The sequence below is a fragment of the Luteimonas wenzhouensis genome (assembly GCF_007859305.1).
GTDB lineage: Bacteria > Pseudomonadota > Gammaproteobacteria > Xanthomonadales > Xanthomonadaceae > Luteimonas > Luteimonas wenzhouensis.
This window is the reverse complement of record NZ_VOHE01000002.1, coordinates 120091-141916: the sequence shown is the minus strand read 5'-3', so window position 1 is coordinate 141916 and position 21826 is coordinate 120091. Positions and strand designations below refer to the sequence as shown.

At 71.7% G+C, this 21826-nt stretch carries 19 protein-coding genes; 10 read left to right on the top strand and 9 right to left on the bottom strand.

The genetic code is table 11. The features are described 5' to 3' along the window. Positions 1 to 82: 82 nt before the first annotated feature. Together FQY79_RS04065 and FQY79_RS04060 are read right to left on the bottom strand one after the other, a co-directional pair. Complete coding sequence (locus FQY79_RS04065) at positions 83 to 1927, bottom strand: DEAD/DEAH box helicase (protein ID WP_146311070.1); 1845 nt, start codon at positions 1925 to 1927, stop codon at positions 83 to 85. A gap of 45 nt (positions 1928 to 1972) precedes the next feature. Continuing rightward, entirely contained in the window at positions 1973 to 3097 is a 1125-nt protein-coding gene (locus FQY79_RS04060) for a GGDEF domain-containing protein (RefSeq protein ID WP_186759758.1), read from the bottom strand. 128 nt (positions 3098 to 3225) lie between these two features. On the opposite strand from FQY79_RS04060, the gene FQY79_RS04055 reads away from it, so the two are divergent. After that, entirely contained in the window at positions 3226 to 4830 is a 1605-nt protein-coding gene (locus FQY79_RS04055; RefSeq protein WP_146311066.1) for a protein adenylyltransferase SelO, read from the top strand. Between the two features lie 81 nt (positions 4831 to 4911). Next, positions 4912 to 5331 (top strand): CBS domain-containing protein, encoded by a 420-nt coding sequence (locus FQY79_RS04050; protein ID WP_027072326.1) that lies wholly within the window; start codon positions 4912 to 4914, stop codon positions 5329 to 5331. 25 nt (positions 5332 to 5356) lie between these two features. Here FQY79_RS04050 and FQY79_RS04045 read toward each other — a convergent pair whose 3' ends face one another. Together FQY79_RS04045 and FQY79_RS04040 are read right to left on the bottom strand one after the other, a co-directional pair. Beyond that, positions 5357 to 6031, bottom strand: a complete 675-nt coding sequence (locus FQY79_RS04045) for a COG3650 family protein (protein ID WP_146311064.1) — start codon at positions 6029 to 6031, stop codon at positions 5357 to 5359. Positions 6032 to 6172: 141 nt separating this feature from the next. Continuing rightward, a complete protein-coding gene (locus FQY79_RS04040; RefSeq protein ID WP_146311062.1) occupies positions 6173 to 7963 on the bottom strand; it encodes a M14 family metallopeptidase in 1791 nt (596 codons plus the stop codon). A 138-nt stretch (positions 7964 to 8101) separates the two neighbouring features. Here FQY79_RS04040 and FQY79_RS04035 point away from each other — a divergent pair, with 138 nt between their 5' ends. Together FQY79_RS04035 and FQY79_RS04030 are read left to right on the top strand one after the other, a co-directional pair. Further along, a complete protein-coding gene (locus FQY79_RS04035; RefSeq protein ID WP_246122995.1) occupies positions 8102 to 9733 on the top strand; it encodes a POT-type proton-dependent oligopeptide transporter in 1632 nt (543 codons plus the stop codon). Positions 9734 to 9756: 23 nt separating this feature from the next. After that, positions 9757 to 10359, top strand: coding sequence for a rhomboid family intramembrane serine protease (locus FQY79_RS04030; RefSeq protein WP_146311832.1), 603 nt, complete (start codon positions 9757 to 9759; stop codon positions 10357 to 10359). A gap of 91 nt (positions 10360 to 10450) precedes the next feature. Here the strand turns inward: FQY79_RS04030 and FQY79_RS04025 are convergent, their stop codons facing one another. Continuing rightward, positions 10451 to 10636: a hypothetical protein gene (locus FQY79_RS04025; RefSeq protein ID WP_146311060.1), complete on the bottom strand. Its 186-nt coding sequence runs from the start codon at positions 10634 to 10636 to the stop codon at positions 10451 to 10453. 191 nt (positions 10637 to 10827) lie between these two features. Between FQY79_RS04025 and FQY79_RS04020 the strand changes: the two genes are divergently transcribed. The 4 genes from FQY79_RS04020 (at position 10828) to cfa (ending at position 13895) form a co-directional block, all read left to right on the top strand. Continuing rightward, a complete protein-coding gene (locus FQY79_RS04020) occupies positions 10828 to 11121 on the top strand; it encodes a GNAT family N-acetyltransferase (RefSeq protein WP_146311058.1) in 294 nt (97 codons plus the stop codon). Positions 11122 to 11473: 352 nt separating this feature from the next. Next, a complete protein-coding gene (locus tag FQY79_RS04015) occupies positions 11474 to 11683 on the top strand; it encodes a cold-shock protein (protein ID WP_146311056.1) in 210 nt (69 codons plus the stop codon). A gap of 304 nt (positions 11684 to 11987) precedes the next feature. Continuing rightward, entirely contained in the window at positions 11988 to 12725 is a 738-nt protein-coding gene (locus FQY79_RS04010; RefSeq protein WP_246122994.1) for a DUF3298 and DUF4163 domain-containing protein, read from the top strand. 51 nt (positions 12726 to 12776) lie between these two features. Continuing rightward, a complete protein-coding gene (gene cfa, locus FQY79_RS04005; protein WP_146311053.1) occupies positions 12777 to 13895 on the top strand; it encodes a cyclopropane fatty acyl phospholipid synthase in 1119 nt (372 codons plus the stop codon). Here the strand turns inward: cfa and treF are convergent, their stop codons facing one another. The 3 genes from treF to FQY79_RS03990 all read right to left on the bottom strand — a co-directional run bounded on the left by treF (position 13896) and on the right by FQY79_RS03990 (position 18654). Continuing rightward, positions 13896 to 15473, bottom strand: coding sequence for an alpha,alpha-trehalase TreF (gene treF, locus FQY79_RS04000; RefSeq protein ID WP_146311051.1), 1578 nt, complete (start codon positions 15471 to 15473; stop codon positions 13896 to 13898). Further along, the gene (locus FQY79_RS03995) at positions 15470 to 16309 is read right to left on the bottom strand and encodes an NAD-dependent protein deacetylase (RefSeq protein ID WP_146311049.1); all 840 of its coding nucleotides are present in this window, start codon (positions 16307 to 16309) and stop codon (positions 15470 to 15472) included. The genes treF and FQY79_RS03995 overlap by 4 nt, the downstream gene beginning before the upstream one ends. A 155-nt stretch (positions 16310 to 16464) precedes the next feature. After that, a complete protein-coding gene (locus tag FQY79_RS03990; RefSeq protein WP_146311047.1) occupies positions 16465 to 18654 on the bottom strand; it encodes a M3 family metallopeptidase in 2190 nt (729 codons plus the stop codon). Positions 18655 to 18818: 164 nt separating this feature from the next. Between FQY79_RS03990 and FQY79_RS03985 the strand changes: the two genes are divergently transcribed. Together FQY79_RS03985 and FQY79_RS03980 are read left to right on the top strand one after the other, a co-directional pair. After that, positions 18819 to 20882 (top strand): amidohydrolase family protein, encoded by a 2064-nt coding sequence (locus tag FQY79_RS03985; protein WP_146311045.1) that lies wholly within the window; start codon positions 18819 to 18821, stop codon positions 20880 to 20882. After that, a complete protein-coding gene (locus FQY79_RS03980; protein WP_146311043.1) occupies positions 20879 to 21403 on the top strand; it encodes a glutathione peroxidase in 525 nt (174 codons plus the stop codon). Before FQY79_RS03985 ends, FQY79_RS03980 begins: the two co-directional genes overlap by 4 nt. On the opposite strand, the gene FQY79_RS03975 is transcribed toward FQY79_RS03980, so the two are convergent. Beyond that, positions 21396 to 21815: a universal stress protein gene (locus FQY79_RS03975; RefSeq protein ID WP_186759755.1), complete on the bottom strand. Its 420-nt coding sequence runs from the start codon at positions 21813 to 21815 to the stop codon at positions 21396 to 21398. The two genes, FQY79_RS03980 and FQY79_RS03975, sit on opposite strands and share 8 nt — an antisense overlap. Positions 21816 to 21826 lie beyond the last annotated feature (11 nt).

Below are 21826 nucleotides of genomic sequence, written 5' to 3'. Positions count from 1 at the left end.
ACGATTCTAGGGAGGATCCCGGTCGCGTGTGGAGCGATGGTTGCGGCTGAGACGGCCCGCCCCTGCCCGAAGGGCGACGCCCTCAGCCCGGCCGGCGCGGCCTGGCGCGGTGGGGGGCGGCCGGCTTGCCGGGCCTGCCGGTACGTGGTCCCGGGGGCGCGGCGTCGGCCCGGCGCATGCGCAGCTGCCTGCCCGAGACCCAGACCTTCTTCAGGTGCTCGAGCACCTCCCTCGGCATGCCTTCCGGCAGGTCCACCAAGCTGTGGTCCTCGCGGATGTCGACGCGGCCGATGTAGCGGCTTTCCAGCTCCGCCTCGTTGGCGATCGCGCCGACGATGTTGCCCGGCTGAACGCCGTGCACGTGGCCGACCTCGATGCGGAAGGTCTCCATCGGGAAGCCCGGGTCACCGTCGGTGCGCGCGCCGCGGGCGGGGCGCTCGCGCGGCGTCCGCGGCGGCCGCCCGTCGTCCTCGAACACCGCTTCGGCATCGTTGCGGGCGCGGGCACGGGGCGCCGGTGCCGGCCGCATGCCGTCCTCGCGCCCGACTCGGCTCGTGCGCCCGCGCGGACCGCGGCCGTCGTCGCGGTCGCCGCGCGGCGACGGGGCGGCGATCAGCAGCGGCGCGTCGCCCTGGACCACGCGCGCCAGCGCGGCCGCGATCTCGGCAGCGGGCACGTTGTGCTCGCGCTCGTAGCGCTCGACCAGGTCGCGGTAGAGCGCCATGTCGGGGCTGCCCAGCGCGCCGGTGATCCGGTCCATGAACTTGCCCACGCGGCGCTCGTTCACCGTCTCCACGCTCGGCAGCTGCATCGGCTCGATCTTCTGCCGGGTCGCGCGCTCGATCGCGCCGAGCATGCCGCGCTCGCGCGGCGCGGCGAACAGGATCGCCTCGCCGCTGCGCCCGGCGCGGCCGGTGCGGCCGATCCGGTGCACGTAGCTCTCGGTGTCGTAGGGGATGTCGTAGTTCAGCACGTGGCTGATGCGTTCCACGTCCAGGCCGCGCGCGGCCACGTCGGTGGCGACGAGGATGTCGATGCGGCCGTCCTTGAGCTGCTGGATCGTCTTCTCGCGCTGCTTCTGGTCGAGGTCGCCGTTGATCGCGGCGGCGGCGAAGCCGCGCGCGCAGAGCCGGTCGGCCAGTTCCTGGGTGCCCAGCTTGGTGCGCGCGAAGATGATCATCGCGTCGAAAGGCTCGGCCTCGAGGATGCGGGTGAGCGCATCGAGCTTGTTGGTGCCGCTCACCATCCAGACCCGTTGGCGGATGTTGGCCGCGGTGGTGGTCTGCGACTTGATCGCCACCTCCACCGGATCCTTCAGGTAGGTCTGCGCGATGCGCCTGATCTGGCCCGGCATGGTGGCCGAGAACAGCGCGACCTGGCGCGTCTGCGGGGTCTTCCTCAGCACCGCCTCGACGTCGTCGATGAAGCCCATGCGCAGCATCTCGTCGGCCTCGTCGAGCACCAGGGTGCGCAGCTGCGACAGGTCCAGCGAGCCGCGCCCGAGGTGGTCGATCACGCGCCCGGGCGTGCCCACGACGACCTGCACGCCGCGCTTGAGCGCCGAGAACTGCTGGCCGTAGCCCCGGCCGCCGTAGATCGGCAGGATGTGGAAGCCCGGCAGGTGGGTGGCGTACTTCTGGAAGGCCTCGGCCACCTGGATCGCCAGCTCGCGCGTGGGCGTCAGCACCAGCACCTGCGGCTTACGTCCGGCAGGGTCGAGCCGTGCCAGCGCGGGCAGCGCGAAGGCGGCGGTCTTGCCGGTGCCGGTCTGCGCCTGGCCCAGCACGTCGCGGCCTTCGAGCAGCGGCGGGATGGTGGCGGCCTGGATCGGCGAGGGGGATTCGTAGCCGATGTCGGCCAGCGCCTGCAGCAGCGGCGCGGGCAGGGCGAAATCGGAGAAGGACGCGGGCGGCGTCGGGACGCTCATGGGCAGGATCGCGCCGATGGCGCCACGCTGGAGAGGGCGCCCATTCTACGCCCCGGAGCCGGCGTCCTCGCTGAACGTCGGCACCCGCGACTCCGCCCGCAGCACCATGTTGCGCCCGCGGCGCTTGGCTTCGAGCATCGCCGCGTCGGCGCGCGCGACCAGCTGCTCCAGGGTTTCGCCCGGACGGTGGCGGGCCACTCCGCAGCTCACGCTGCTCGAGAACGGGCCGGGCAGAGCGGCCACCGCGTGGCGGATGCGCTCGGCGAACGCGAACACGGCGTCCTCGTCGGCGCCCGGCAGCAGGACGACGAACTCCTCGCCGCCGACCCGGGCCACCAGCTCGCCAGCGCTGCAGTGCGACCGCAGGGTGGCCGCGATCGCGCGCAGCAGCTGGTCGCCCACGGCATGGCCGAAGGTGTCGTTGGTGCGCTTGAAGTGGTCGAGGTACGCCAGGGCCACCGGCCGCCGCGCCGCCATCGCCTGGTCGAAGGCGCGGGCGGCGCGCGTCTCCCAGCCCTCGCGGTTGAGCAGCCCGGTCAGGGAGTCGACGTGGATCCGTGCCAGCAGGCGCTTGCGCAGGCGGAACACGTCCAGCGCCGTGTCCAGCCAGACCCGGCGGTGGCCCAGGCCGATGCCCACGCCCACCAGCAGGAAACCGGCGTAGGCGGCGAACAGCGAGGTGTCAGCATCCAGCACCCGCAGCATGGCGAACAGCGGCAGCGAGAACACGACCACCACTGCCGCCGCGGTCGCCCGGTGCAGGGCGAAGGGCAGGATGATGATCGTGGTCAGCACCGCGGCCACGTGGGTCAGGCTCATCCGCTCGGGTTCGGCCAGCGTGGTCATCGCAATCCCCGCGCTGAACACGCAGGCATAGGCCACCAGGGCGGTTTCGCGCCAGACGGCGCCCAGGCGCGAGCGCATCACCAGCGCCATGGCCACCAGCAGCCAGAACAGGAGCAGGCGGCGGGGCAGGCTGTCCATGGCCAGCGCGGGCGACACCGCGTAGTCCCGCGTCCAGCCGATGACGAACAGCAGCGGCAGGCCGAACGTGAGCGCGGTGCGGCTGGCCGCAGTGTTGCGGTAGGCATAGGCGAATAAGCTGCGTCGCTCCGCGCCCGACAGCCCGGCCAACTGTCCGTCCAGCGCATGCTTCCAGGCTGCGGCCATGCCTTTCCTCCCGTCGACCATGCCTTGATGACAGCCCTCCGACCCGGCTGGAGGCAAGCGGGGGCGCGGTGCTAAGGTTGGCTGGTTGTCCGACGCCGGCGCCACGCCCGGCGCGCTACGCTGGCGGCATGGAACTTCCGCGCCTGCACTTCGACAACGCCCTGCTGCGCCAGCTTCCCGGCGACCCGGAGGCCGGTCCGCGCGTCCGCCAGGTGACGGGAGCCGTCTGGTCGCGGGTCGCGCCCACGCCGGTGCCGGCCCCCCTGCTGCTTGCCCATTCGCGCGAAGTGGCGGACGAGCTTGGCTTCGCGCCGGAGCAGGTCGTGGACGGGAAGTTCGCAGCGGTGTTCGCCGGCAACGCGCTGATGCCGGGGATGGACCCGTTCGCGACCAACTACGGCGGGCACCAGTTCGGCCACTGGGCCGGCCAGCTCGGCGACGGGCGGGCGATCACCCTCGGCGAATGCATCACCGTCTCGGGCGGACGCCACGAGCTCCAGCTCAAGGGCGCGGGCCTGACGCCGTATTCGCGCACCGCCGATGGTCGTGCGGTGCTGCGCTCCTCGGTACGCGAGTTCCTGTGCAGCGAGGCCATGCACCACCTGGGCGTGCCAACCACGCGCGCGCTGTCGCTGGTGGCCACCGGGGAGGCCGTGGTGCGCGACATGTTCTACGACGGCCACCCGGAGGCCGAACCCGGCGCGATCGTGTGCCGGGTGGCACCCTCGTTCCTGCGCTTCGGCCACTTCGAACTGCCGTACTCGCGCGGCGACTTCGAACTGCTGCGGCGCCTGGCCGATTTTTGCATCCGGCGCGATTTCCCGCACCTGCTCGGCAAGCGCGCCGGCGAGCCGCTGGACGCATTGCGCGAGGCGGGTGCGTTCGACGAGGCGCTCTACGCCGCCTGGTTCGCCGAGGTGTGCGAGCGCACCGCGCGCATGGTCGCGCACTGGATGCGGGTGGGCTTCGTGCACGGGGTGCTCAACACCGACAACATGTCGATCCTCGGCCTGACCATCGACTACGGTCCCTACGGCTGGATCGAGCCCTTGGACCAGGACTGGACGCCCAACACCACCGACGCGCAGGGCCGTCGCTACCGTTTCGGCTGGCAGCCGCGGGTGGCGCACTGGAACCTGGCCCGGCTGGCGCAGGCGCTGTCGCCGCTGTTCGGCGACGCCGCGCCGCTGCAGGCCGGCCTCGACCGCTATGCCGAGGCCTTCGTGGAGGCCGACCGCGCAGCCACCGCGGCGAAGCTCGGGCTGGCTGCGTGCAGCGACGCGGACGTGGAACTCATGCGCGCGCTGTGCGGGCTGCTGCAGGCGGCGCAGGTGGACATGACCCTGTTCTTCCGCGCCCTCGTCGACCTCGACCTGGGCGCGCCCGCGCTGGACGCCTTCGACGGCGCCTTTTACGACCCGGCGTTGCGCGACGCGCACGCGGAGGCTTTCGGCGCATGGCTCCGGGATTACGCCGCGCGGGCCCGGCAGGAGGACCCGGACGCGCGCCGGCGGCGGATGCTGGCCGCCAATCCCCGCTACGTGCTGCGCAACTGGCTGGCGCAGCAGGCGATCGACCGCGCCGCTGCCGGCGATCCTTCCGGCATCACCGGGCTGCTCGAGGTGCTGCGGCGGCCGTACGGGGACCAGCCCGGGCGCGAGGCCTACGCCGTGCGGCGGCCCGACTGGGCGCGAGACCGCCCGGGGTGCTCGATGCTGTCCTGCAGTTCCTGAGTCCGGCCGCGGTGCTCGCCTCGGCGCCCGCGCCGGGGGACAATGGGGGTCGTCACCAGCCGCCGCCAGAGGAGCGCCGCCATGTCCCCCATCCGGGTTCCCGTCGAGGAGTTCACCACACCCGATCCGGTTACCGCCGGCCCGGACATGTCGATCGACGAGCTGCGCAGGCTGATGGACGCGCACGGCATCCGCCACCTGCCGGTGGTGCGCGACGGTGCCGTGGTCGGCGTGGTCAGCGACCGCGACGTGCGCCTGGCGATGGGGCTGGACGACGACCGCAGGCAGCTGCTCACCGCCGCCGACATCATGGCCGGCGAGCCGGTCAGCGTCGGCGCGCACCGTCCGCTGGAGGAAGTCGCCTTCCTGATGTCCGAGCGCAAGGTCGGCAGCGTGATCGTCAACGATGCCGACGGTGGCCTGGTGGGCATCTTCACCGCGACCGACGCGCTCAATGCGCTGATCGAGATCATCCGCGGCGGCGGCAGGCCGGGCGCCTGAGCCCGCGGTCCGCCGCCGGCGGACGTCAGCGGTCGAGGAACGCGCCGCAGCCGTGGTAGAGCTGCGCGCCGACCTGGAGCTCGATCGCCGCGGGATAGGTGAAGTCGCTCATGCCGTCGCTGCAGTCGCCGTGGGTGACGCGCAGGGTGACGGCGCTGCCGTCGTCGGCGGTGCCCGACCAGCCTTCGCCGTCGGCGAGCGGCGTGGCGCCGGCGACCAGCAGCTGGCGTTCGCCCATGTCCAGCTCCAGGCGCATCGCCGGTACGTCGCCGCCGTCCACTTCCAGCGCCCAGAACGGCTCGGTGCCGGTGCCGCGGAAGGCCACGCCGCGTGCGCGCGCCTCGTCCCAGGGGGACACTTCCTCGGTGGTGATGCACGCGTGGCTCGTGCCATCGAGCGTGAGCGTGGCCTCGTCGCCCTTGTTCCAGAACTCGTTGCCGGCCTCGTCGGCGTAGCGCGCGCCGGAGGCCGAGACCGCCTGCGGCAGCACCGTGCGGCTGCCGTTGATCCCGAGGGTGACGTTGCCCGCGGCGTTGTCGAACACGGTGCCGACCAGGAGATCGCCGCAGCGGAAGTTGGCCGCCACGGTGTCCGGCGTTGGCGACGGCGCCTCCGCCGGGCGCTCCGGTCCGGCGGGCGCGGGTGCCTGGCGGCAGGCGCCAAGCAGCACGATGGCGAGGCAGGCGAGGGGGATGCGCATGGCGGGGCCTCCGCGGCAGGGGACGCCCACTGTCCCGCTTCGCCGGAACCGGTGCAAGGCGCGCCGGAGTGCCGCCCGGGGGCCGCGGTCCGGCACCGGGCCACGGGTGTCCCCGCGCCCCGGTGGACGCGCCACATGGCGTCAATCGGGCGCGCGGTCGACCCGCATCACCGGATACAGGTCCAGCTGCTCGTCCCAGGACGGGTGGCGGCGGTAGAAGAATTCCAGGCGGGCGTCACTGTCGCCGGCGAAGGCGGGATCTTCGCGCAGCCGCTGCTCGAACCCGGCCCGCAGCGCCGGATCGGCGGCCAGCATCTGCCGGGCGACGTCCTCGGCCACGTAGGCCTCCATGTACTCCTTGCGCTCGAAGGCGTTGTTGAACAGGCCCCACTGCAGCAGCGAGTCCGGCGCCTGCGGTTCGAGCAGGGCCATCACCAGCCGCGCCCTGGGCTGGGTGATCGGAACGAACAGGGCGCCGGGCCGCACTGCGCGGATCTCGTCCTGCCAGCGGCCTTCCAGCGACAGGCGCTGGTGGCCTTCCACCGGATACGCGGTGAACCGCTTGGCGGTGGCGCGGAACACCTGCACCGGGGACTCGCGCGCGGGCTGCAGGCCGCAGGCGGCCTGCGCATCGCAGCCCACGCGGCGGTACTCGACCCCGTGCGCATCAAGGCGGTCGGCAACCATCGCGGCGTGCGCCGCCGGCACCAGGTAGCCGGCGCGCGGCGCCTCGATCACCGTCTTCGGCACCACCACGTCACGCAGCGGCACCTTCCAGACCTGCGGCGTGGTCTCGTCGTAGCGGGTCATCAGCGCGCCCGACACCTCGGACGGCGTACGGGTATAGGCGTAGCCGCGGAACTCGACGATGCGGCTCTCCTCCGCCGCCGTGTAGTCCAGGGCCACGGGCTGGCCGGCGAGGTCGCGCGCGTCGGCCGCCCGGGCCAGCGCCATCCATTCGCGGCCGCTGCGCGCGACCTGCTCGAGCACCGAGACGATGGTGTTGCGCGTGATCCGCACCCGCACCGGGTATTCCTTCCACGAGTGCGTTTCCACCAGCATCGCCAGGCGGTTGCGCAGCAGGAAGTAGCCGGTGGAAAAGCGTGGTGGCGACACGCCGTCCTCGAAGCCCGAGGCCGGGTTCTCGTAGTCCTCGAACGAGGGGTAGTAGGGCAGGGGGAGCGACCCCTGCGCCTCGAGGTCGGCGATGGTGCGGTCGCGCAGCGAGCGGCCCGCCGCGCGCAAGCCCTCATCGCCGCCGTGCAGCGGTTCGACCTGGATCGAGATGTCGTGCTCGAACCGGGCGCCGTTGGTGGCGTGCAGGTCGATCGTGGCGATCGGGTCCCATTCCCCGACCAGGCGCAGCATAGCGCGCATCTCGGGCGAATCGGCCTTGGCGTAGTCGCGGTTGAGGTTGTAGTTCTGCGCCGTGGTGCGCCAGCCCATCTGCTCCGGCCCGCGCTGGTTGGGGCGGTTCCAGGCGCCGAAGCGTTCGTGGCCGTCGACGTTGAACACCGGCACGAACAGCCAGACCAGCCGGTCGAGCACGCCAAGGGCGGCCTCGCCCTCAAGCACCTGGCGCAGGGCGAGGAAGCCCGCGTCCTTGCCGTCGATCTCGCCGGCGTGGATGCCGCCCTGCATCAGCACCACCGGGATCCCGCGCTCGCGCGCCGCTTCGGGCGTGAGCGCGCCGCTGCGCGAGACCACCAGCACCTTCATCGGCCGGCCCTCGGGCGTGGTGCCGAAATCCAGGCAGCGCACCGCGTCGGGGTGGCGCCGCTGGAACGCCGCGCACAGGGCCACGGTCTCGTCGTAGCGCCCGGTGCGCAGGAAGCCGCTGCGCTCGGCCACCGTTTGCAGCGGCCCGGGCGGCGAGCCGGCGAGCGGCGCGGACAGGAGCAGGGCGGCGACGGCGGCGAGGAGCGGCTTCATGCGGGATCCGGGCGGGCGGGAGTCCGGGATGATGCCAGCGGAACCGCCGGCGGCACAGGTGTCAAGGGACTGCCCGCACGGGCATGGCGGCGCCAGATCGGATAGCCTGCCCGCCTTCGACATCCGGATCCGACGCCCATGACCCAAGGCGCCACCGCCCACGATTCGCGCGGCCGCATGCCCGGCCAGATCAAGTACATCATCGGCAACGAGGCCTGCGAGCGGTTCAGCTTCTACGGGATGCGCAACATCCTGGTGCCGTTCCTGATCAGCTCGGTGCTGCTGCAGTACCTGCCCGAGGGCAGCGAACGCGAGGCGATGGCCAAGGAGGTCTTCCACAGCTTCGTCATCGGCGTGTACTTCTTCCCGCTCCTGGGCGGCTGGCTGTCGGACCGGTTCTTCGGCAAGTACAACACTGTCCTGTGGTTCTCGCTGATCTACTGCGCGGGGCATGCGTGCCTGGCGATGTTCGAGGGCAACCGCACCGGGTTCTTCACCGGCCTGTTCCTGATCGCGCTGGGCTCGGGCGGCATCAAGCCCCTGGTGGTGAGCTTCTGCGGCGACCAGTTCGACCAGACGAACAAGGACAAGGCCAAGGTCGTCTTCGACGCGTTCTACTGGATCATCAACTTCGGCTCGTTCTTCGCCTCGCTGTTCGCGCCGCTGCTGCTGCGCCACTTCGGGCCCGCTGTGGCGTTCGGCGTGCCGGGCGTGCTGATGTTCATCGCCACGGTCATCTTCTGGGCCGGGCGCCGGCAGTACGTGAACGTGCCGCCCTCGGGCGCGGACCCGGATTCGTTCATGGCGGTGGTGCGCACCGCGCTGGGCCCCCGCGGGCGCGGCGACGGCAAGGGCGGGACCGCGATCGCGTGGACCGGCATCGCGGTCGCGGCGCTGATGCTGGCGCTGTGGGCGCTGCAGGCGCTGGGCATCGCCGTGCCGTGGCCGGAGGCGTTCGGCTTCGTGATCACCGCCTGCCTGGCGCTGGGCGTGCTGATCGCCGCGGTCGGCGTGGGGGCCTCGCTGCAGCTCGAGCGCGCCCGCGGCCTGCACCCGGACGCCGCCGTGGACGGCGTGCGCGCGGTGCTGCGGATCCTGATCGTGTTCGCGCTGGTGACCCCGTTCTGGTCGCTGTTCGACCAGAAGGCCTCGACCTGGATCATCCAGGGCAACGCCATGGTGATCCCGCACGACCAGTGGTGGTGGCCGAGCTGGCTGGTGAAGGACGCGGCGCAGATGCAGGCGCTCAACCCGCTGCTGGTGATGCTGCTGATCCCGTTCAACAACCTGGTGCTGTACCCCGCGCTGCGCGCGATGGGCTTCCAGGTGACGGCGCTGCGGCGGATGGGCTGGGGCATCGCCTTCTCGGGCGTGGCCTGGATCGTGGCCGGCGTGCTGCAGCTGTGGATCGACGGCGGGGCGGAGGTGTCGCTCACCTGGCAGGCGCTGCCATACCTGCTGCTCACCTTCGGCGAGGTGCTGGTCTCGGCCACCGCGCTCGAATTCGCCTACAGCCAGGCGCCGCACGCGATGAAGGGCGTGATCATGGCGTTCTGGTACCTCACCAGTACCTTCGGCAGCCTGTGGGTGCTGTTGACCAACGCCGGCGTGCGCAACGACGGCTTCCGCGCGCTGATCGCGCAGTCGGGGATGAGCGAGCCGGCGTTCCTGATGTTCTTCTTCGCCGCGTTCGCCTTCGTCGCCGCGGCCGCGTTCGCGTTGTACGCGCGGCGCTATCCGATGCAGGACAACTACCGCGTCGCCACCTGACGGAGCCGCCCATGCGACAGCCCATCGTCACCTACCTGCTGGTCGCGGCCACCGTGTTCGTGTCGTGGCGCGCGTTCGGCGACCGCAAGCTGCTGGAGCGGCTGATCCTGTGGCCGCCGGCGATCGCCCGTCACCGCCAGTACGACCGCCTGGTGACCCACGGCTTCATCCATGCCGATGGCCAGCACCTGCTGTTCAACATGATCACGCTGTTCTTCTTCGGGCGCGCGATCGAGCCGGTGTTCGTGGGGCGGATCGGGCACCTGGGCTTCGTGCTGTTCTACCTGTCGGCGATCGTGGTGGCGATCATGCCGACCTACTTCCGCCACCAGGGCGACGCCGGCTATCGCAGCCTGGGCGCGTCGGGCGCGGTGTCGGCGGTGCTCTTCAGCTACATCCTGTTCGCGCCCTGGAGCCTGATCCTGGTGTTCGTCCTGCCGGTGCCGGCGATCGTGTACGCGGTGCTGTACATCGGCTATTCGATCTGGATGGACCGGCGCGGGGGCGATAATGTCAACCACAGCGCGCACCTGTGGGGCGCGGCCTACGGCGTGCTGTTCACGGTGATGATGGAGCCGCGCGTGGCCACCACCTTCCTGGCCAGGCTGTTGAGTCCGTCGTTCTGAGGTCCGCCGCCGGCGACGGGGCGGGCCCTCGCCCGCGTGGCGGCGGGACGGATGCGCGGGCGCGCCGCGGGGGCGCGCCCGGGGTGGCCGCTCAGTTGGCGGTGGTGCGGACGACGCCGTGGGCGTCGTGGTCCTCGTCGTTGACCTGGTAGGTCCGTTCCAGCCCGCTGTAGACCAGCGAATCGAGCTGGCTGAACTCGAGGCTGTCGACGTCGCCGGCGCGGACCAGTTCGAACAGGCGGGCGATGGCCTCGTGCTGGGCCTGAGGATCGATCATGGTGTCCCCCTCCGGGATGGGTGTTGCCGTCGACGGAACCGAAGCAGGTTCCATGCCAGCCGGAAACGTGACGAAGCTCAAGAATCTTCGGACGCCCAGCGTCACCCGCCGGCGGGAAACGGCCCCTGTTGACGGCGCGCGGGGACCCGGTGCCACAGAATGCGGGTCGGGCACGGCGTCCGGAGGCGCTCATGGAACCGATCCGCATCGAACACCTGGCAGGCCACCGTTTCGAGGCGGCGTTGCCGGGCGGCCGCGCCGAGCTGGAGTACAGGATGTCCGGCGGGCGCATGGTCATCCTCCACACCGGCGTCCCCGAGGCGCTGCGCGGCCAGGGGGTGGCCGGCCGGCTGGTCGAGGCGGCGCTGGAGCACGCGCGTGCGCACGGCCTGCGCGTGGAGCCGCGCTGCGCGTACGCCGCCGGATGGATCCGGCGACATCCGGAGTACGCGGCGCTGGTGGTGGGCGCGCCGGACCCGTCCTGAGCGCGCCGCCCCGGTGTGCGGTCCCGGGTGCGCTGCCAGGGGCGCCGCGCGGACCGGCTGCCGCACTGCAGCATCCGTGCCGGGAAAGCCCCCTGGCAGGGGGCGGGCCGCCACGCGTACGCGGGCCATTCACACTTGGACCTGAAAGTGCGCTATCGTGCGCGCACTGTTCAAGGCCGGGATCACGGTACATCGTGACTCCGATGCGGTAGATCACAGAGGCAAAGCCGCCCCCCGGGCGGCCGCTCCAGGCGATCCGCTCCATCGTTCGCGTTACCCCTTGCTGGACACAGTCCAGGGCTCCCAGAGGGAACCTGGTATCCACCCACTGTTCGTATCAAGGAGTAACAACATGTCCGAACGTCAGACCGGAACCGTCAAGTGGTTCAACGACGCCAAGGGCTTCGGCTTCATCACCCCGGAGAACGGCCAGGACCTCTTCGTCCACTTCCGCTCGATCCAGGGCACGGGCTTCAAGTCGCTGCAGGAAGGCCAGAAGGTGTCCTTCAAGGTCGTGCAGGGCCAGAAGGGCCTGCAGGCCGACGAAGTGCAGGCGCTCTGAGCGACCCAGCCTTCAAGCCAGTTTGAAGAAAGCCCCGGGTGAGAGCCCGGGGCTTTTTCTTGCCTGCATTCCGGGCCTGCCGGCCGCCGTTGGCGCCGGTGCGGCGTCTTGACCTCGCGTGCACCGGGGGCTTGTTACAAAAACGTTAGATGCGCGTATGCTTGCGTGCCTTCCGAGGCTTCGACACGGGGAACGCGGGAACATGGACCGGCTTGATCGTGCGGTTGCACTGCTGCTGCTGGTGGCCCTGGCAGGATGCCGGGACGAGGCCCCGCCGCCCCCCGCCGCTCCGGCGCCTCCCCCGATGGTGCAGGCACCCACGGTCCCGGCTCCGCGCGAGCCGGTGGTGCTCGAGGACGTGGTCGAGACCGACCCGCGCTACATCATCGGCATCAGCTATCCGCCCGAGGTCAATCGTTACCCGGGACTGGCGGCCGAACTCAGGGACTATTCCGAGGCCGCGCGGCAGGACCTGTTGGATGCGGTCGCGGCCATGGGCGACGAGCCGGGGGGCCTGCTGTACGACCTCGCCCTCGAATACAAGGTGGTGGCCGACACCCCGGAGATCTTCGCGGTCGCCGCCGATGGCAGCACGTTCACCGGCGGGGCCCACGGGGCGCCGCTGATCGCCCGCTTCGTGTGGCTGCCGCGCGAGGACCGCCTGCTCACCGCGGATGCGCTGGTCCCCGACCCCGCGGCCTGGGACCGCATCGCCGCCTACGCGCGCGAACAGCTGCACGCGGCGCTGTCGCAGCGGGTGGACGCCGACGAGCTCGAGCCCGTCGAGCGCATGCGCGTGGTGCGGGCGGCCGGCCGGATGATCGACGAGGGCACGGCGCCGGAAGCCGACAGCTTCTCCGAGTTCGAGCCCGTGCTCGATGGTCAGGGGCGGGTCTCGGCGCTGCGCTTCGTGTTCCCGCCCTACCAGGTGGGCCCGTACTCGGACGGCGTCCAGGTGGTGGAGGTGCCGGCCCGGGTGCTGCTGCCGCACGTGGCCGCCGAGTACCGCCGGCTGTTCGCCGACCCCGGGGCGGCACAGTAGACTGGTCCGCGCAGGTGCCGGCGCCGCTTGGCCGGCACAAGGGGCGGACGCATGGGCCAGGACCGGTTCCGGACACGACTGCAATCGCTGCTCGCCGACGCCGGCGTGCGCCTGGACGGCGACCGGCCGTGGGACATGCGCATCCTCGATCCGGGGGTGCCGGCGCGCCTGCTGGCCGGCGGCTCGCTCGCGCTCGGCGAGACCTACATGGATGGCGGCTGGGAAGCCGGGTCGCTGGATGCTTTCCTGCAGCGCCTGCTGGAGGCGGGCCTCGACCGCCGCGTGGTCCGCTTGGCCGACGTGCGCCTGGCCCTGCTGGCGCGGCTGGTGAACCTGCAGGCCGGGCGCCGCAGCCTGGCCGTGGGCGAGCGCCATTACGACCTGGGCAACGACCTGTACGCGGCCATGCTCGGCCGGCGCCTGGTCTACAGCTGCGGCTACTGGCGCGAAGCCGCCGACCTGGACGCGGCACAGGAGGCCAAGCTCGACCTGTGCTGCCGGAAACTGGGCCTGCGCGAGGGCATGCGCCTGCTCGACATCGGCTGCGGCTGGGGCGAGATGCTGCGCTTCGCGGCCGAACGCTACGGCGTTTCGGGCGTCGGCGTGACCATCTCGCGCGAGCAGGCCGCGCATGCACGCGAACTGTGCGCCGGGCTGCCGGTGGAGATCCGGGTGCAGGACTACCGCGGGCTTGACGAACGCTTCGACCGGATCGTCTCGATCGGCATGTTCGAGCACGTGGGCGTGCGCAACTACGCCACCTACTTCGACGTGGCCAGGCGCTGCCTGGCGCCCGATGGGCTGTTCCTGCTGCACACCATCGGCGCCAATACCAGCCGCACCCACACCGACCCCTGGATCGCCAAGTACATCTTCCCCAACTCGATGCTGCCCTCGGCCGCGCAGATCACCAGGGCGCTGGAAGGTCGCTTCGTGATCGAGGACTGGCACAACTTCGGCGCCGACTACGACCGCACCCTGCAGGCCTGGCGCGACAACATCGAGCAGGCGTGGCCGCGGCTGCCGGCGCGCTATGACGAGCGCTTCCGGCGGATGTGGCGCTACTACCTGGCCGGGTCGATGGCCTGCTTCCGTGCGCGGCTGATCCAGCTGTGGCAGATCGTCCTCTCGCCCGGCGGGGTGCCGGGGGGCTACGTCGCGCCACGCTGATCAGCGCGGCGCGACGGTGTCGGGGTAACGCGCGAGCAGGGCGCGGAGCACTCCGTTGGTCCAGCCGAAGCCGTCCTGCAGCGGGTATTCGCCGCCGCCGGCCTCGGCTTCGCCGGTCACGTCGTATTTCTCGACCAGCTTGCGCTGGCGCGCGAACAGCTCGAGGTTGTGCCGGATCCAGCGGGTGGCGACCTCGCGCGCGAGGTCATGCTCGCCGTAGCGCTCCAGGCCGCGGATCGCCAGCCACTGCAGCGGCGCCCAGCCATTGGGCAGGTCCCACTGCTCGCCGCTGCGCACCGTGGTCGTGGCCAGACCGTGGCGCTGCAGCAGGCGCTCGCGCAGGACGCGCGCCACCGACCTTGCCTGGGCTTCGTCGGCGATGCCGAAGTACAGCGGATACACCGTGGCCAGCGTCACCTGGCCGGTCGAGGCCATGCCCTCGAACAGGTGGTCGGTGAACACGCCTTCGTTGTCGTCCCAGAGCAGGCGCCGGACCGCCTCGGCGCGCCTGGCCGCACGCGCCTGGTACGCGGCGGACGCGTCGGCGTCGCCCGCTGCCGCGTGCGCCCGCGCCAAGGTCGATTCGAGGGCGTGCAGGAGGCTGTTGAGGTCGGGCGGCAGCAGCTCCACGGTGCGGATCGTGTGCAGGCTGCGGCCATCGGCCAGCCAGCGCGAGCTGAAGTCCCAGCCGCTCTCGGCCCCGGCCCGCAGGTTGCGGTAGACCTCGGGCGCGGGACGCGGGGAGGCCGCGGCGGTGGCCACGTCCATGATGTGGCTCTCGTCGCGCGGGGTGTCGCAGTCGTCCCAGTAGCGGTTGAGCAGGGTGCCGTCGGCCAGGCGCACGACGCGGCGGTGCGCGGCGCCCGGCGCCAGCGACTCGGCGCCGTCCATCCAGAACGCGTACTCGCGCTCGAGCGCGGGCAGGTAGGTGGCCAGGACGCCCGGCCCGTCGTGGTCGGCCAGCAGGACCACCATCGCGGCGAAGAACGGCGGCTGCGAGCGGCTCAGGTAGTAGGTGCGGTTGCCGTTGGGGACGTGGCCGTAGCGCTCGATCATGGCCGCGAAGTTGGCGACCATCGAGCGCACCAGGTCGATGCGGCCGCTCTCGAGCAGGCCGAGCATCGTGAAGTAGGAATCCCAGTAGTAGATCTCGTCGTAGCGCCCGCCCGGCACCACGTACGGCGCCGGCAGGGGCAGCAGCGAGCTGCGCGCGTCGCCCGGCGCGGGCTGGCGCTCGAGCTCGCGCCACAGGCGGTCGATGTGCGCGACGACATCGTGCGCCGGATCCGTCCGGTAGTCGCCGCCGGCCGGGCGCGGAAGCTCGAAACGCTCCGCGATGAACGCCTCCAGGTCGAACCCCGGCGCGTCGCGGCGCGCGGCGTACTCCGCCGCGATCGCCGCGGGCGCGGCCCTCGGGATGGCGTCCACCATCGCCTTGGGATCGGGCAGGGCACGCTGGGCGTCCGCGAACAGCGGGCCATAGACCTCGGGAAACCCGGCCACGCAGTGCCGGGCCGCGGCCGGCGCGCAGGCCAGGCCCAGCAGCAGCGCCGCAAGCAGGCGATGGAAGCGGTTCATGCCAAAGCCTCCTCCAGTGCGGTGGCGATGTCCGCGTCGATGCGCAGCCCGGCCAGGTCGTCGGCGCGGGTGCGACCGCGGTTGAGGATCGCGACCGGCAGGCCCAGGTCCACCGCGGCGCGCACGAAGCGCAGGCCGGACCAGACCATCAGCGACGAGCCGGCCACGAGCATCGCATCGGAGCCGTGCAGGGCCCGTCGTGCCTGCTCCACGCGCGTGCGCGGCACGGCCTCGCCGAAGAACACCACGTCGGGCTTGAGCAGGCCGTCGCAGCGGGCGCAGCGCGGTGCACGGAAGCCGGCGACCGCCTCGTCGGCGATGTCCGCGTCGCCATCGGGCGCGGCGCGTGCCATACCGGCATGCCAGCCGGGGTTGGCGGCCTCGATCCGTCCCTGGACCGCCTCGCGCGACGTGCGCTCCCCGCAGCCCAGGCACACCACCGCGTCCAGGCGCCCGTGCAGGTCGAGCACGTCGCGGCTGCCGGCGCGCTGGTGCAGCCCGTCGACGTTCTGGGTCAGCAGCAGGCTCACCCGGCCGCGCCGCTCGAACTCCGCCAGCGCATGGTGGGCGCGGTTCGGCCGCGCGGCCAGGAACCGCGGCCAGCCCACGCTGCTGCGTGCCCAGTAGCGCCGGTAGGCTGCGTCGCTGCCGACCAGCGCTTGCAGAGTGATGGGCGGGGTGCGCTTCCAGTCGCCGTTGGCGTCGCGGTAGTCGGGGATGCCCGACGCCGTGCTGCAGCCGGCACCGGTGAGCACGAACACGCGCTGGTGGCGGCCGAGCCAGTCGCGCAGGGAAGCGGCCGCGGTGGCGACGGAAGGTGCGGCGGGCGCGGGCATGGGGCGATGCTAACCGGCGGCCGCGGGCCGCTCCAGGGGCGATCGCGCCGCGCCTGGTGACGAGACCATGGCGAAGGCGCGGGCTGCCGGCGCCGGAAACGCAAACGCCGCCGGGGTTGCCCGGCGGCGTCGCGTTGCCTCCCCGGCGCGGATGCTCAGTCCGCGGACGGCGCCGCGTCCAGCCCGCGCTTCTTGAGCAGCGGCTCGATCCGCGGTTCGTGGCCGGTGAAGTCCACGAACAGCTGCCTGGCGTCCTTGGCCCCGCCGCGCGAGAGCAGGGTCTCGCGCAGGCGGTCGCCGTTCTCGCGCTTGAGCCCGCCGTTGGCCTTGATCCACTCGACCGTGTTCGCGTCCAGCACCTCCGACCAGATGTAGGCGTAGTAGGCCGCCGCGTAGCCCCCCATGATGTGGCTGAAGTAGGGCGTGCGGTAGCGCGGCGGGACCGGTGCGTAGTCCAGCCCGGCCTGCCTGAGCGCCTGCGCTTCGTACTCCATGACCTGCGCCGCGCCCGGCAGCCGGTCGGCCGGCAGCTGGTGCAGGTACTGGTCGATGATCGTCGCCCCGAGGTACTCGGTGGTGGCGAAGCCCTCGTTGAACGTGGCCGAGGCCATCTTGCGGTCCAGCAACGCCTGCGGCAGCGGCTCTCCGGTCTGGTAGTGCCTGGCGTAGTTGGCCAGGATCTCGGGCCAGTCGGCCCACATCTCGTTGACCTGCGACGGGAACTCCACGAAATCGCGCGGCACGTTCATGAAGAAGTACGGGTACTTCACGTCCGAGAACATGCCGTGCAGCGCATGGCCGAACTCGTGGAACATCGTGGTGACCTCGTCCCAGGTGAGCAGGGTCGGCTCGCCCTCCGGCGGCTTGGGCACGTTCTGGTGGTTGGCGACCACCGGTAGGGTGCCCTCGAGCTCCGACTGGCCCACGTACGAGTTCATCCAGGCGCCGCCGCGCTTGGACGGACGCGCGTACGGGTCGAAGATGAAGATCGCCAGCTGCTTGCCGTCCTTGTCGAACACGTCGTAGGTCCACGTGTCGGGGTGGTACTTCGGCAGGTCGGTGCGCTCCTTGAACGTGATGCCGTACAGCCGGGTCGCGGCGAAGAACACGCCGTTCTCCAGCACGTTGCGCATCTCGAAGTAGGGCTTGAGCTGGTTGTCGTCGAAGTCGTACTCGGCCGCGCGCACCTTCTCGGTGTAGTAGGCCCAGTCCCAGGGTTCGAGCTGGAACGACGGCTCGCCCTTCGCGGCCTGCTCGCGGTCGATCATCGCCTGCAGCGCGGCGCCTTCGCGGCGCGCGTTGGCGACCGCCGCCGGCACCAGGCGGCCGAGCATGTCGTTGACCGCTTCCACCGTGCCCGCGGTTTCGTCGGCGAGCGTGTAGGCGGCCGGGGTGTCGTAGCCCAGCAGGCGCGCGCGCTCGCTGCGCAGCTTCAGCACCTCGGCCACGATACCGGTGTTGTCCCACTGGTTGCCGCGGCTGCCGCGCGCGACCGAGGCTTTGTGCACGCGCTCGCGCAGGGCGCGGTTCTCCAGCTGCGCCAGCGGCGGCTGGCCGGTGGTGTTGAGCAGGGTGATCAGGTACTTGCCCTCGTGCCCGCGGGCCTTGGCGGCGGCCGCTGCGGTGGCGATCTGGGCGTCGGTCAGGCCGGCGAGCTCGGACGCGTCGTCCACCAGCACCGCCGAGTCGTTGACCTCGTCGAGCACGTTGTTCGAGAACCGGGTGGCGAGCGCCGCCAGGCGCGAGTTGATCTCCTTCAGGCGCGCCTTGTCGGCGTCGCCCAGCTCGGCGCCGGCGCGCACGAACTGCTTGTGGTACTCCTCGACCAGGCGCACGCCTTCCTCGTCCAGGCCGAGTTCGTGGCGTCGCTCGTAGACCGCCTTGACCCGCGCGAACAGCTGTGGGTCGAGCATGATCTCGTCGCGGTGCGCGGCGAACTTCGGCGCGTACTCGTTGTTGATCTGCTTGCGGGCGTCGTTGGTGTCGGTGCCGTTGAGGTTGGCGAAGATGCGGCGGGCGTTGGACAGCAGCCGGCCGGACTTCTCCAGCGCCAGGATCGTGTTCTCGAAGGTCGGCGCCGAACGCTGGCCGGCGATCGCCCGGACCTCCTGCAGTTCCTGCGCCATGCCCGCCTCGAACGCCGGCGCGAAATGCTCGTCACGCAGCTTGTCGAACTGGGGGTAACCCAGCGGCAGGGGGCTGTCGACCAGAAGCGGGTTGTCGGACCGGGCCTGGGGGGCGGAGTCGGCGTTCACGGGCGCGGGCTGGGGATCCTGGGCGGAGGCGGGCGCGGATGCGACGGCGGCCAGGGCGACGGCCAGGGCCGCGGCGAGCGGGTGTTTCATCGGTCGATCCTCGGAAACTTGAATGGATCCAAGGGTAGCCCATGGCGGGTGGAGGCCAGGGCATGACGAACGGCACATGGTGTTCCGGCGCCGCGCGGGCGCTAGACTCGGCCCAGGGGCCGGATGTGCCGGCCGTCGCGCCGCAGGCGGCGAGGGGAGGATCCATGGCCCGAGGCACGTTCCCCCGGCTTGGTGCGGGGCTGGCGTTCGCGTTCGCGATCGCGGCGGCGGGCGCCGCCGGGGCGGCGGACGGTCTGCGCTACGTGGTGCTGGTGGAGGGCGGCAAGCGGGCCGGGTACCAGGTGGTGGCCGAGGGCGACGACGGCGTCACGCGCACCGAGTTCGTCTTCAAGGACAACGGCCGCGGGCCGGAGCTGAGGGAGGAATTCAGCCTCAATCCCGACGGGACGTTCCGCCGCTATCGCGTCATCGGCACGTCCACCTTCGGCGCGCCGGTGGACGAGGCCTTTACCCTGGCCGACGGCGTCGCCCGGTGGACCTCGACCTCCGACCGGGGCGAGCAGCGGGTCGAGGCGGGCGCGCAGTACTCCCCGTTGGGCGGAAGCCCGGCGGCGGCATCGGTGTCGTTGGCGGCGCTCGCGGCGCGTCCCGACGGCCGCCTGCCGCTCATTCCCAGCGGCGTTCTCGGCGCGCGCAAGGTGGCCGAAGCCCAGGTCCGCAAGGGCGGCGACCGCCGCAGCGTGCAGCTGCTGGCAATCACCGGCATCGGCTTCGCCCCGAGCTTCGCCTGGGCGACGGACGAGGCCCGGCCGCGCCTGTTCGCCTACATCCATCCCGGCTTCGTGCAGATGATCGAGGAGGGCTGGGAGGCCAACGCCGATGCGCTGGAGGAGGTGCAGAAGCGGGCCGAGTCCGAGGCGCTGGTGGCCATGCACGGCCGGCTGGCGCACCGCCTGCCGGGCACCACCCTGGTCCGCAATGCGCGCGTGTTCGACAGCGAGCACGCGAGGCTGGGCGAAGCGTCCGACGTGCGCCTGCGCGACGGCAGGATCGAGTCGGTGGTCCCGGCGGGCACCGACGCGGACGCCGCCGACCACGTGATCGACGCGGGCGGGCGCGTGCTGCTGCCGGGCCTGTTCGACATGCACGCCCACGTCAGCCGCTGGAGCGGCGGGCTGCAGCTGGCCGCGGGCGTCACCTCGGTGCGCGACATGGGCAACGACAACGGGACCGTGCAGCAGATCATCGCCGAGGCCGCGGACGGCACGTTGCTGATGCCCCGGATCGTGCCCGCCGGCTTCCTCGAGGGCGAGAGCGAGCAGTCCGCGCGCATCGGCTTCGTGGTTGCCGACCTCGACGCGGCGACCAGGGCGGTCGACTGGTACGCCGACCATGGCTACCGGCAACTCAAGGTCTACAACTCGTTCCCGAAGGAGATCCTCGCCGAGACCGTGGCCCGCGCCCACGCCCGGGGCCTGCGGGTGAGCGGGCACGTGCCGGTGTTCCTGCGCGCGCAGGACGCGCTCGACGCCGGCTTCGACGAGCTCAACCACATCAATCAGATCGTGCTGAACTTCCTGGTGAAGCCCGACACCGACACCCGCACCCTGGAGCGCTTCTACCTGCCTGCGCGCGAGGCCGCGGACCTGGACCTCGACTCGAAGCCGGTGCAGGACTTCATCGCCCTGCTGGCCGAAAAGCAGATCGTGATCGATCCGACCCTGGCCACGTTCGAGTTCCTGCACCAGCGCGAAGGCCAGATCACGCCGATCTTCGCCGGGATCGAGGACCATCTGCCGCCCGACGTGCAGCGCAGCCGCCGCGCCGCGGAGATGGACATCCCCGACGACGCCACCGGGGCGCGGTACCGCGCGTCGTTCGAGCGCATGGTCGAATTCGTGGGCCGCGCCTGGCGCGCCGGCGTGCCGGTCGTCGCCGGCACCGACGAGGTGCCCGGGTTTACCCTGCACCACGAGCTGGCCCTGTACGTGCGCGCCGGCCTGAGCCCGGCCCAGGCGCTGCAGGTGGCGACCTGGAACGGAGCCAGGTACTCGGGCGTGCTCGACACCCTCGGCAGCATCACGCCCGGCAAGGTCGCCGACCTGGTGCTGGTGGACGGCGATCCCACCGTCGACATCGGCGACATCCGCAAGGTCGCCACGGTGATCCGGGGCGACGTCGCCTACTACCCGGCGGAGATCCACGCCGAGCTCGGCGTGCGGCCGTTCGCCCGGCCGTTGCGCGCAGTGCCAGGGGCGGTGCGGTGACGAGCGCATTCGAGTTCACCGCCACCGGCATCGACGGCCGTCCGCGGCCGCTGTCGGAGTTCGCCGGCAAGGTACTGCTGGTGGTCAACGTCGCCTCGAAGTGCGGATTCACGCCGCAGTACGCCGGCCTGCAGCGGCTGTGGACCGATTATCGCGAGCGCGGCCTGGTGGTGCTGGGCTTCCCTTGCGATCAGTTCGGCCACCAGGAACCGGACGACGAGGAGCAGATCCGGGCGTTCTGCACGCTCGACTACGGGGTCGATTTCCCGATGTTCGCCAAGGTCGAGGTGAACGGCCCCGATGCGCACCCGCTCTGGGCCTGGCTCAGGCGCGAGAAGGGCGGCCTGCTGGGGATCGATGCGATCAAGTGGAACTTCACCAAGTTCCTGGTTGGCCGCGACGGCCGGGTACGGTCGCGGCACGCGCCAACGGTGGCGCCCGACGCGCTGCGCGGGCCGATCGAGGCCGCGCTGGGAGCTCCGCCGCAGGCGGCCGGAAGCGGCCGCGACGCGGTCAGTTGACGATGGTCACCGGCACCGGCGTGCCGGCCAGGACCTTCTGCGACACCGAACCCAGCAGCACGCCCTTGATGCCGCCGGCGCCGCGCGAGCCCATCACGATCACGTCGGCCTTCTTCGCGGCTGCCGCCTCGAGGATGCTGGCGGCCACGTCGCCCACCAGTTCGATGAATTCGGCCTTGACCTTGCGCCGCGCGAGCAGCTTCCTGGCCGGGCCGAGCATGCGCTCGAAGTTCTCGGCGTGGTGGGCCGCCGCGGCCTCGGCGCCCATCTTGCGCTCGGCGCCCGGGAACAGCGAATCGTCGACCGCCACCACCAGCAGCTTGCCGCTGCGGAATGCCTTGCACAGGGCCAGCGCGTGCCGGAGCGCGCGGGTGCTGGCGTCGCTGCCGTCGACCGGGACCAGGATCTTCATCGCTTGCATCC

Coding starts and splice junctions, on each gene's coding strand:
- FQY79_RS04065 (WP_146311070.1), bottom strand. CDS start 1,927: ATGAGCGTCCCGACGCCGCCCGCGTCCTTCTCCGATTTCGCCCTGCCC.
- FQY79_RS04060 (WP_186759758.1), bottom strand. CDS start 3,097: ATGGCCGCAGCCTGGAAGCATGCGCTGGACGGACAGTTGGCCGGGCTG.
- FQY79_RS04055 (WP_146311066.1), top strand. CDS start 3,226: ATGGAACTTCCGCGCCTGCACTTCGACAACGCCCTGCTGCGCCAGCTT.
- FQY79_RS04050 (WP_027072326.1), top strand. CDS start 4,912: ATGTCCCCCATCCGGGTTCCCGTCGAGGAGTTCACCACACCCGATCCG.
- FQY79_RS04045 (WP_146311064.1), bottom strand. CDS start 6,031: ATGCGCATCCCCCTCGCCTGCCTCGCCATCGTGCTGCTTGGCGCCTGC.
- FQY79_RS04040 (WP_146311062.1), bottom strand. CDS start 7,963: ATGAAGCCGCTCCTCGCCGCCGTCGCCGCCCTGCTCCTGTCCGCGCCG.
- FQY79_RS04035 (WP_246122995.1), top strand. CDS start 8,102: ATGACCCAAGGCGCCACCGCCCACGATTCGCGCGGCCGCATGCCCGGC.
- FQY79_RS04025 (WP_146311060.1), bottom strand. CDS start 10,636: ATGATCGATCCTCAGGCCCAGCACGAGGCCATCGCCCGCCTGTTCGAA.
- FQY79_RS04020 (WP_146311058.1), top strand. CDS start 10,828: ATGGAACCGATCCGCATCGAACACCTGGCAGGCCACCGTTTCGAGGCG.
- FQY79_RS04015 (WP_146311056.1), top strand. CDS start 11,474: ATGTCCGAACGTCAGACCGGAACCGTCAAGTGGTTCAACGACGCCAAG.
- FQY79_RS04010 (WP_246122994.1), top strand. CDS start 11,988: ATGGTGCAGGCACCCACGGTCCCGGCTCCGCGCGAGCCGGTGGTGCTC.
- cfa (WP_146311053.1), top strand. CDS start 12,777: ATGGGCCAGGACCGGTTCCGGACACGACTGCAATCGCTGCTCGCCGAC.
- treF (WP_146311051.1), bottom strand. CDS start 15,473: ATGAACCGCTTCCATCGCCTGCTTGCGGCGCTGCTGCTGGGCCTGGCC.
- FQY79_RS03995 (WP_146311049.1), bottom strand. CDS start 16,309: ATGCCCGCGCCCGCCGCACCTTCCGTCGCCACCGCGGCCGCTTCCCTG.
- FQY79_RS03990 (WP_146311047.1), bottom strand. CDS start 18,654: ATGAAACACCCGCTCGCCGCGGCCCTGGCCGTCGCCCTGGCCGCCGTC.
- FQY79_RS03985 (WP_146311045.1), top strand. CDS start 18,819: ATGGCCCGAGGCACGTTCCCCCGGCTTGGTGCGGGGCTGGCGTTCGCG.
- FQY79_RS03975 (WP_186759755.1), bottom strand. CDS start 21,815: ATGAAGATCCTGGTCCCGGTCGACGGCAGCGACGCCAGCACCCGCGCG.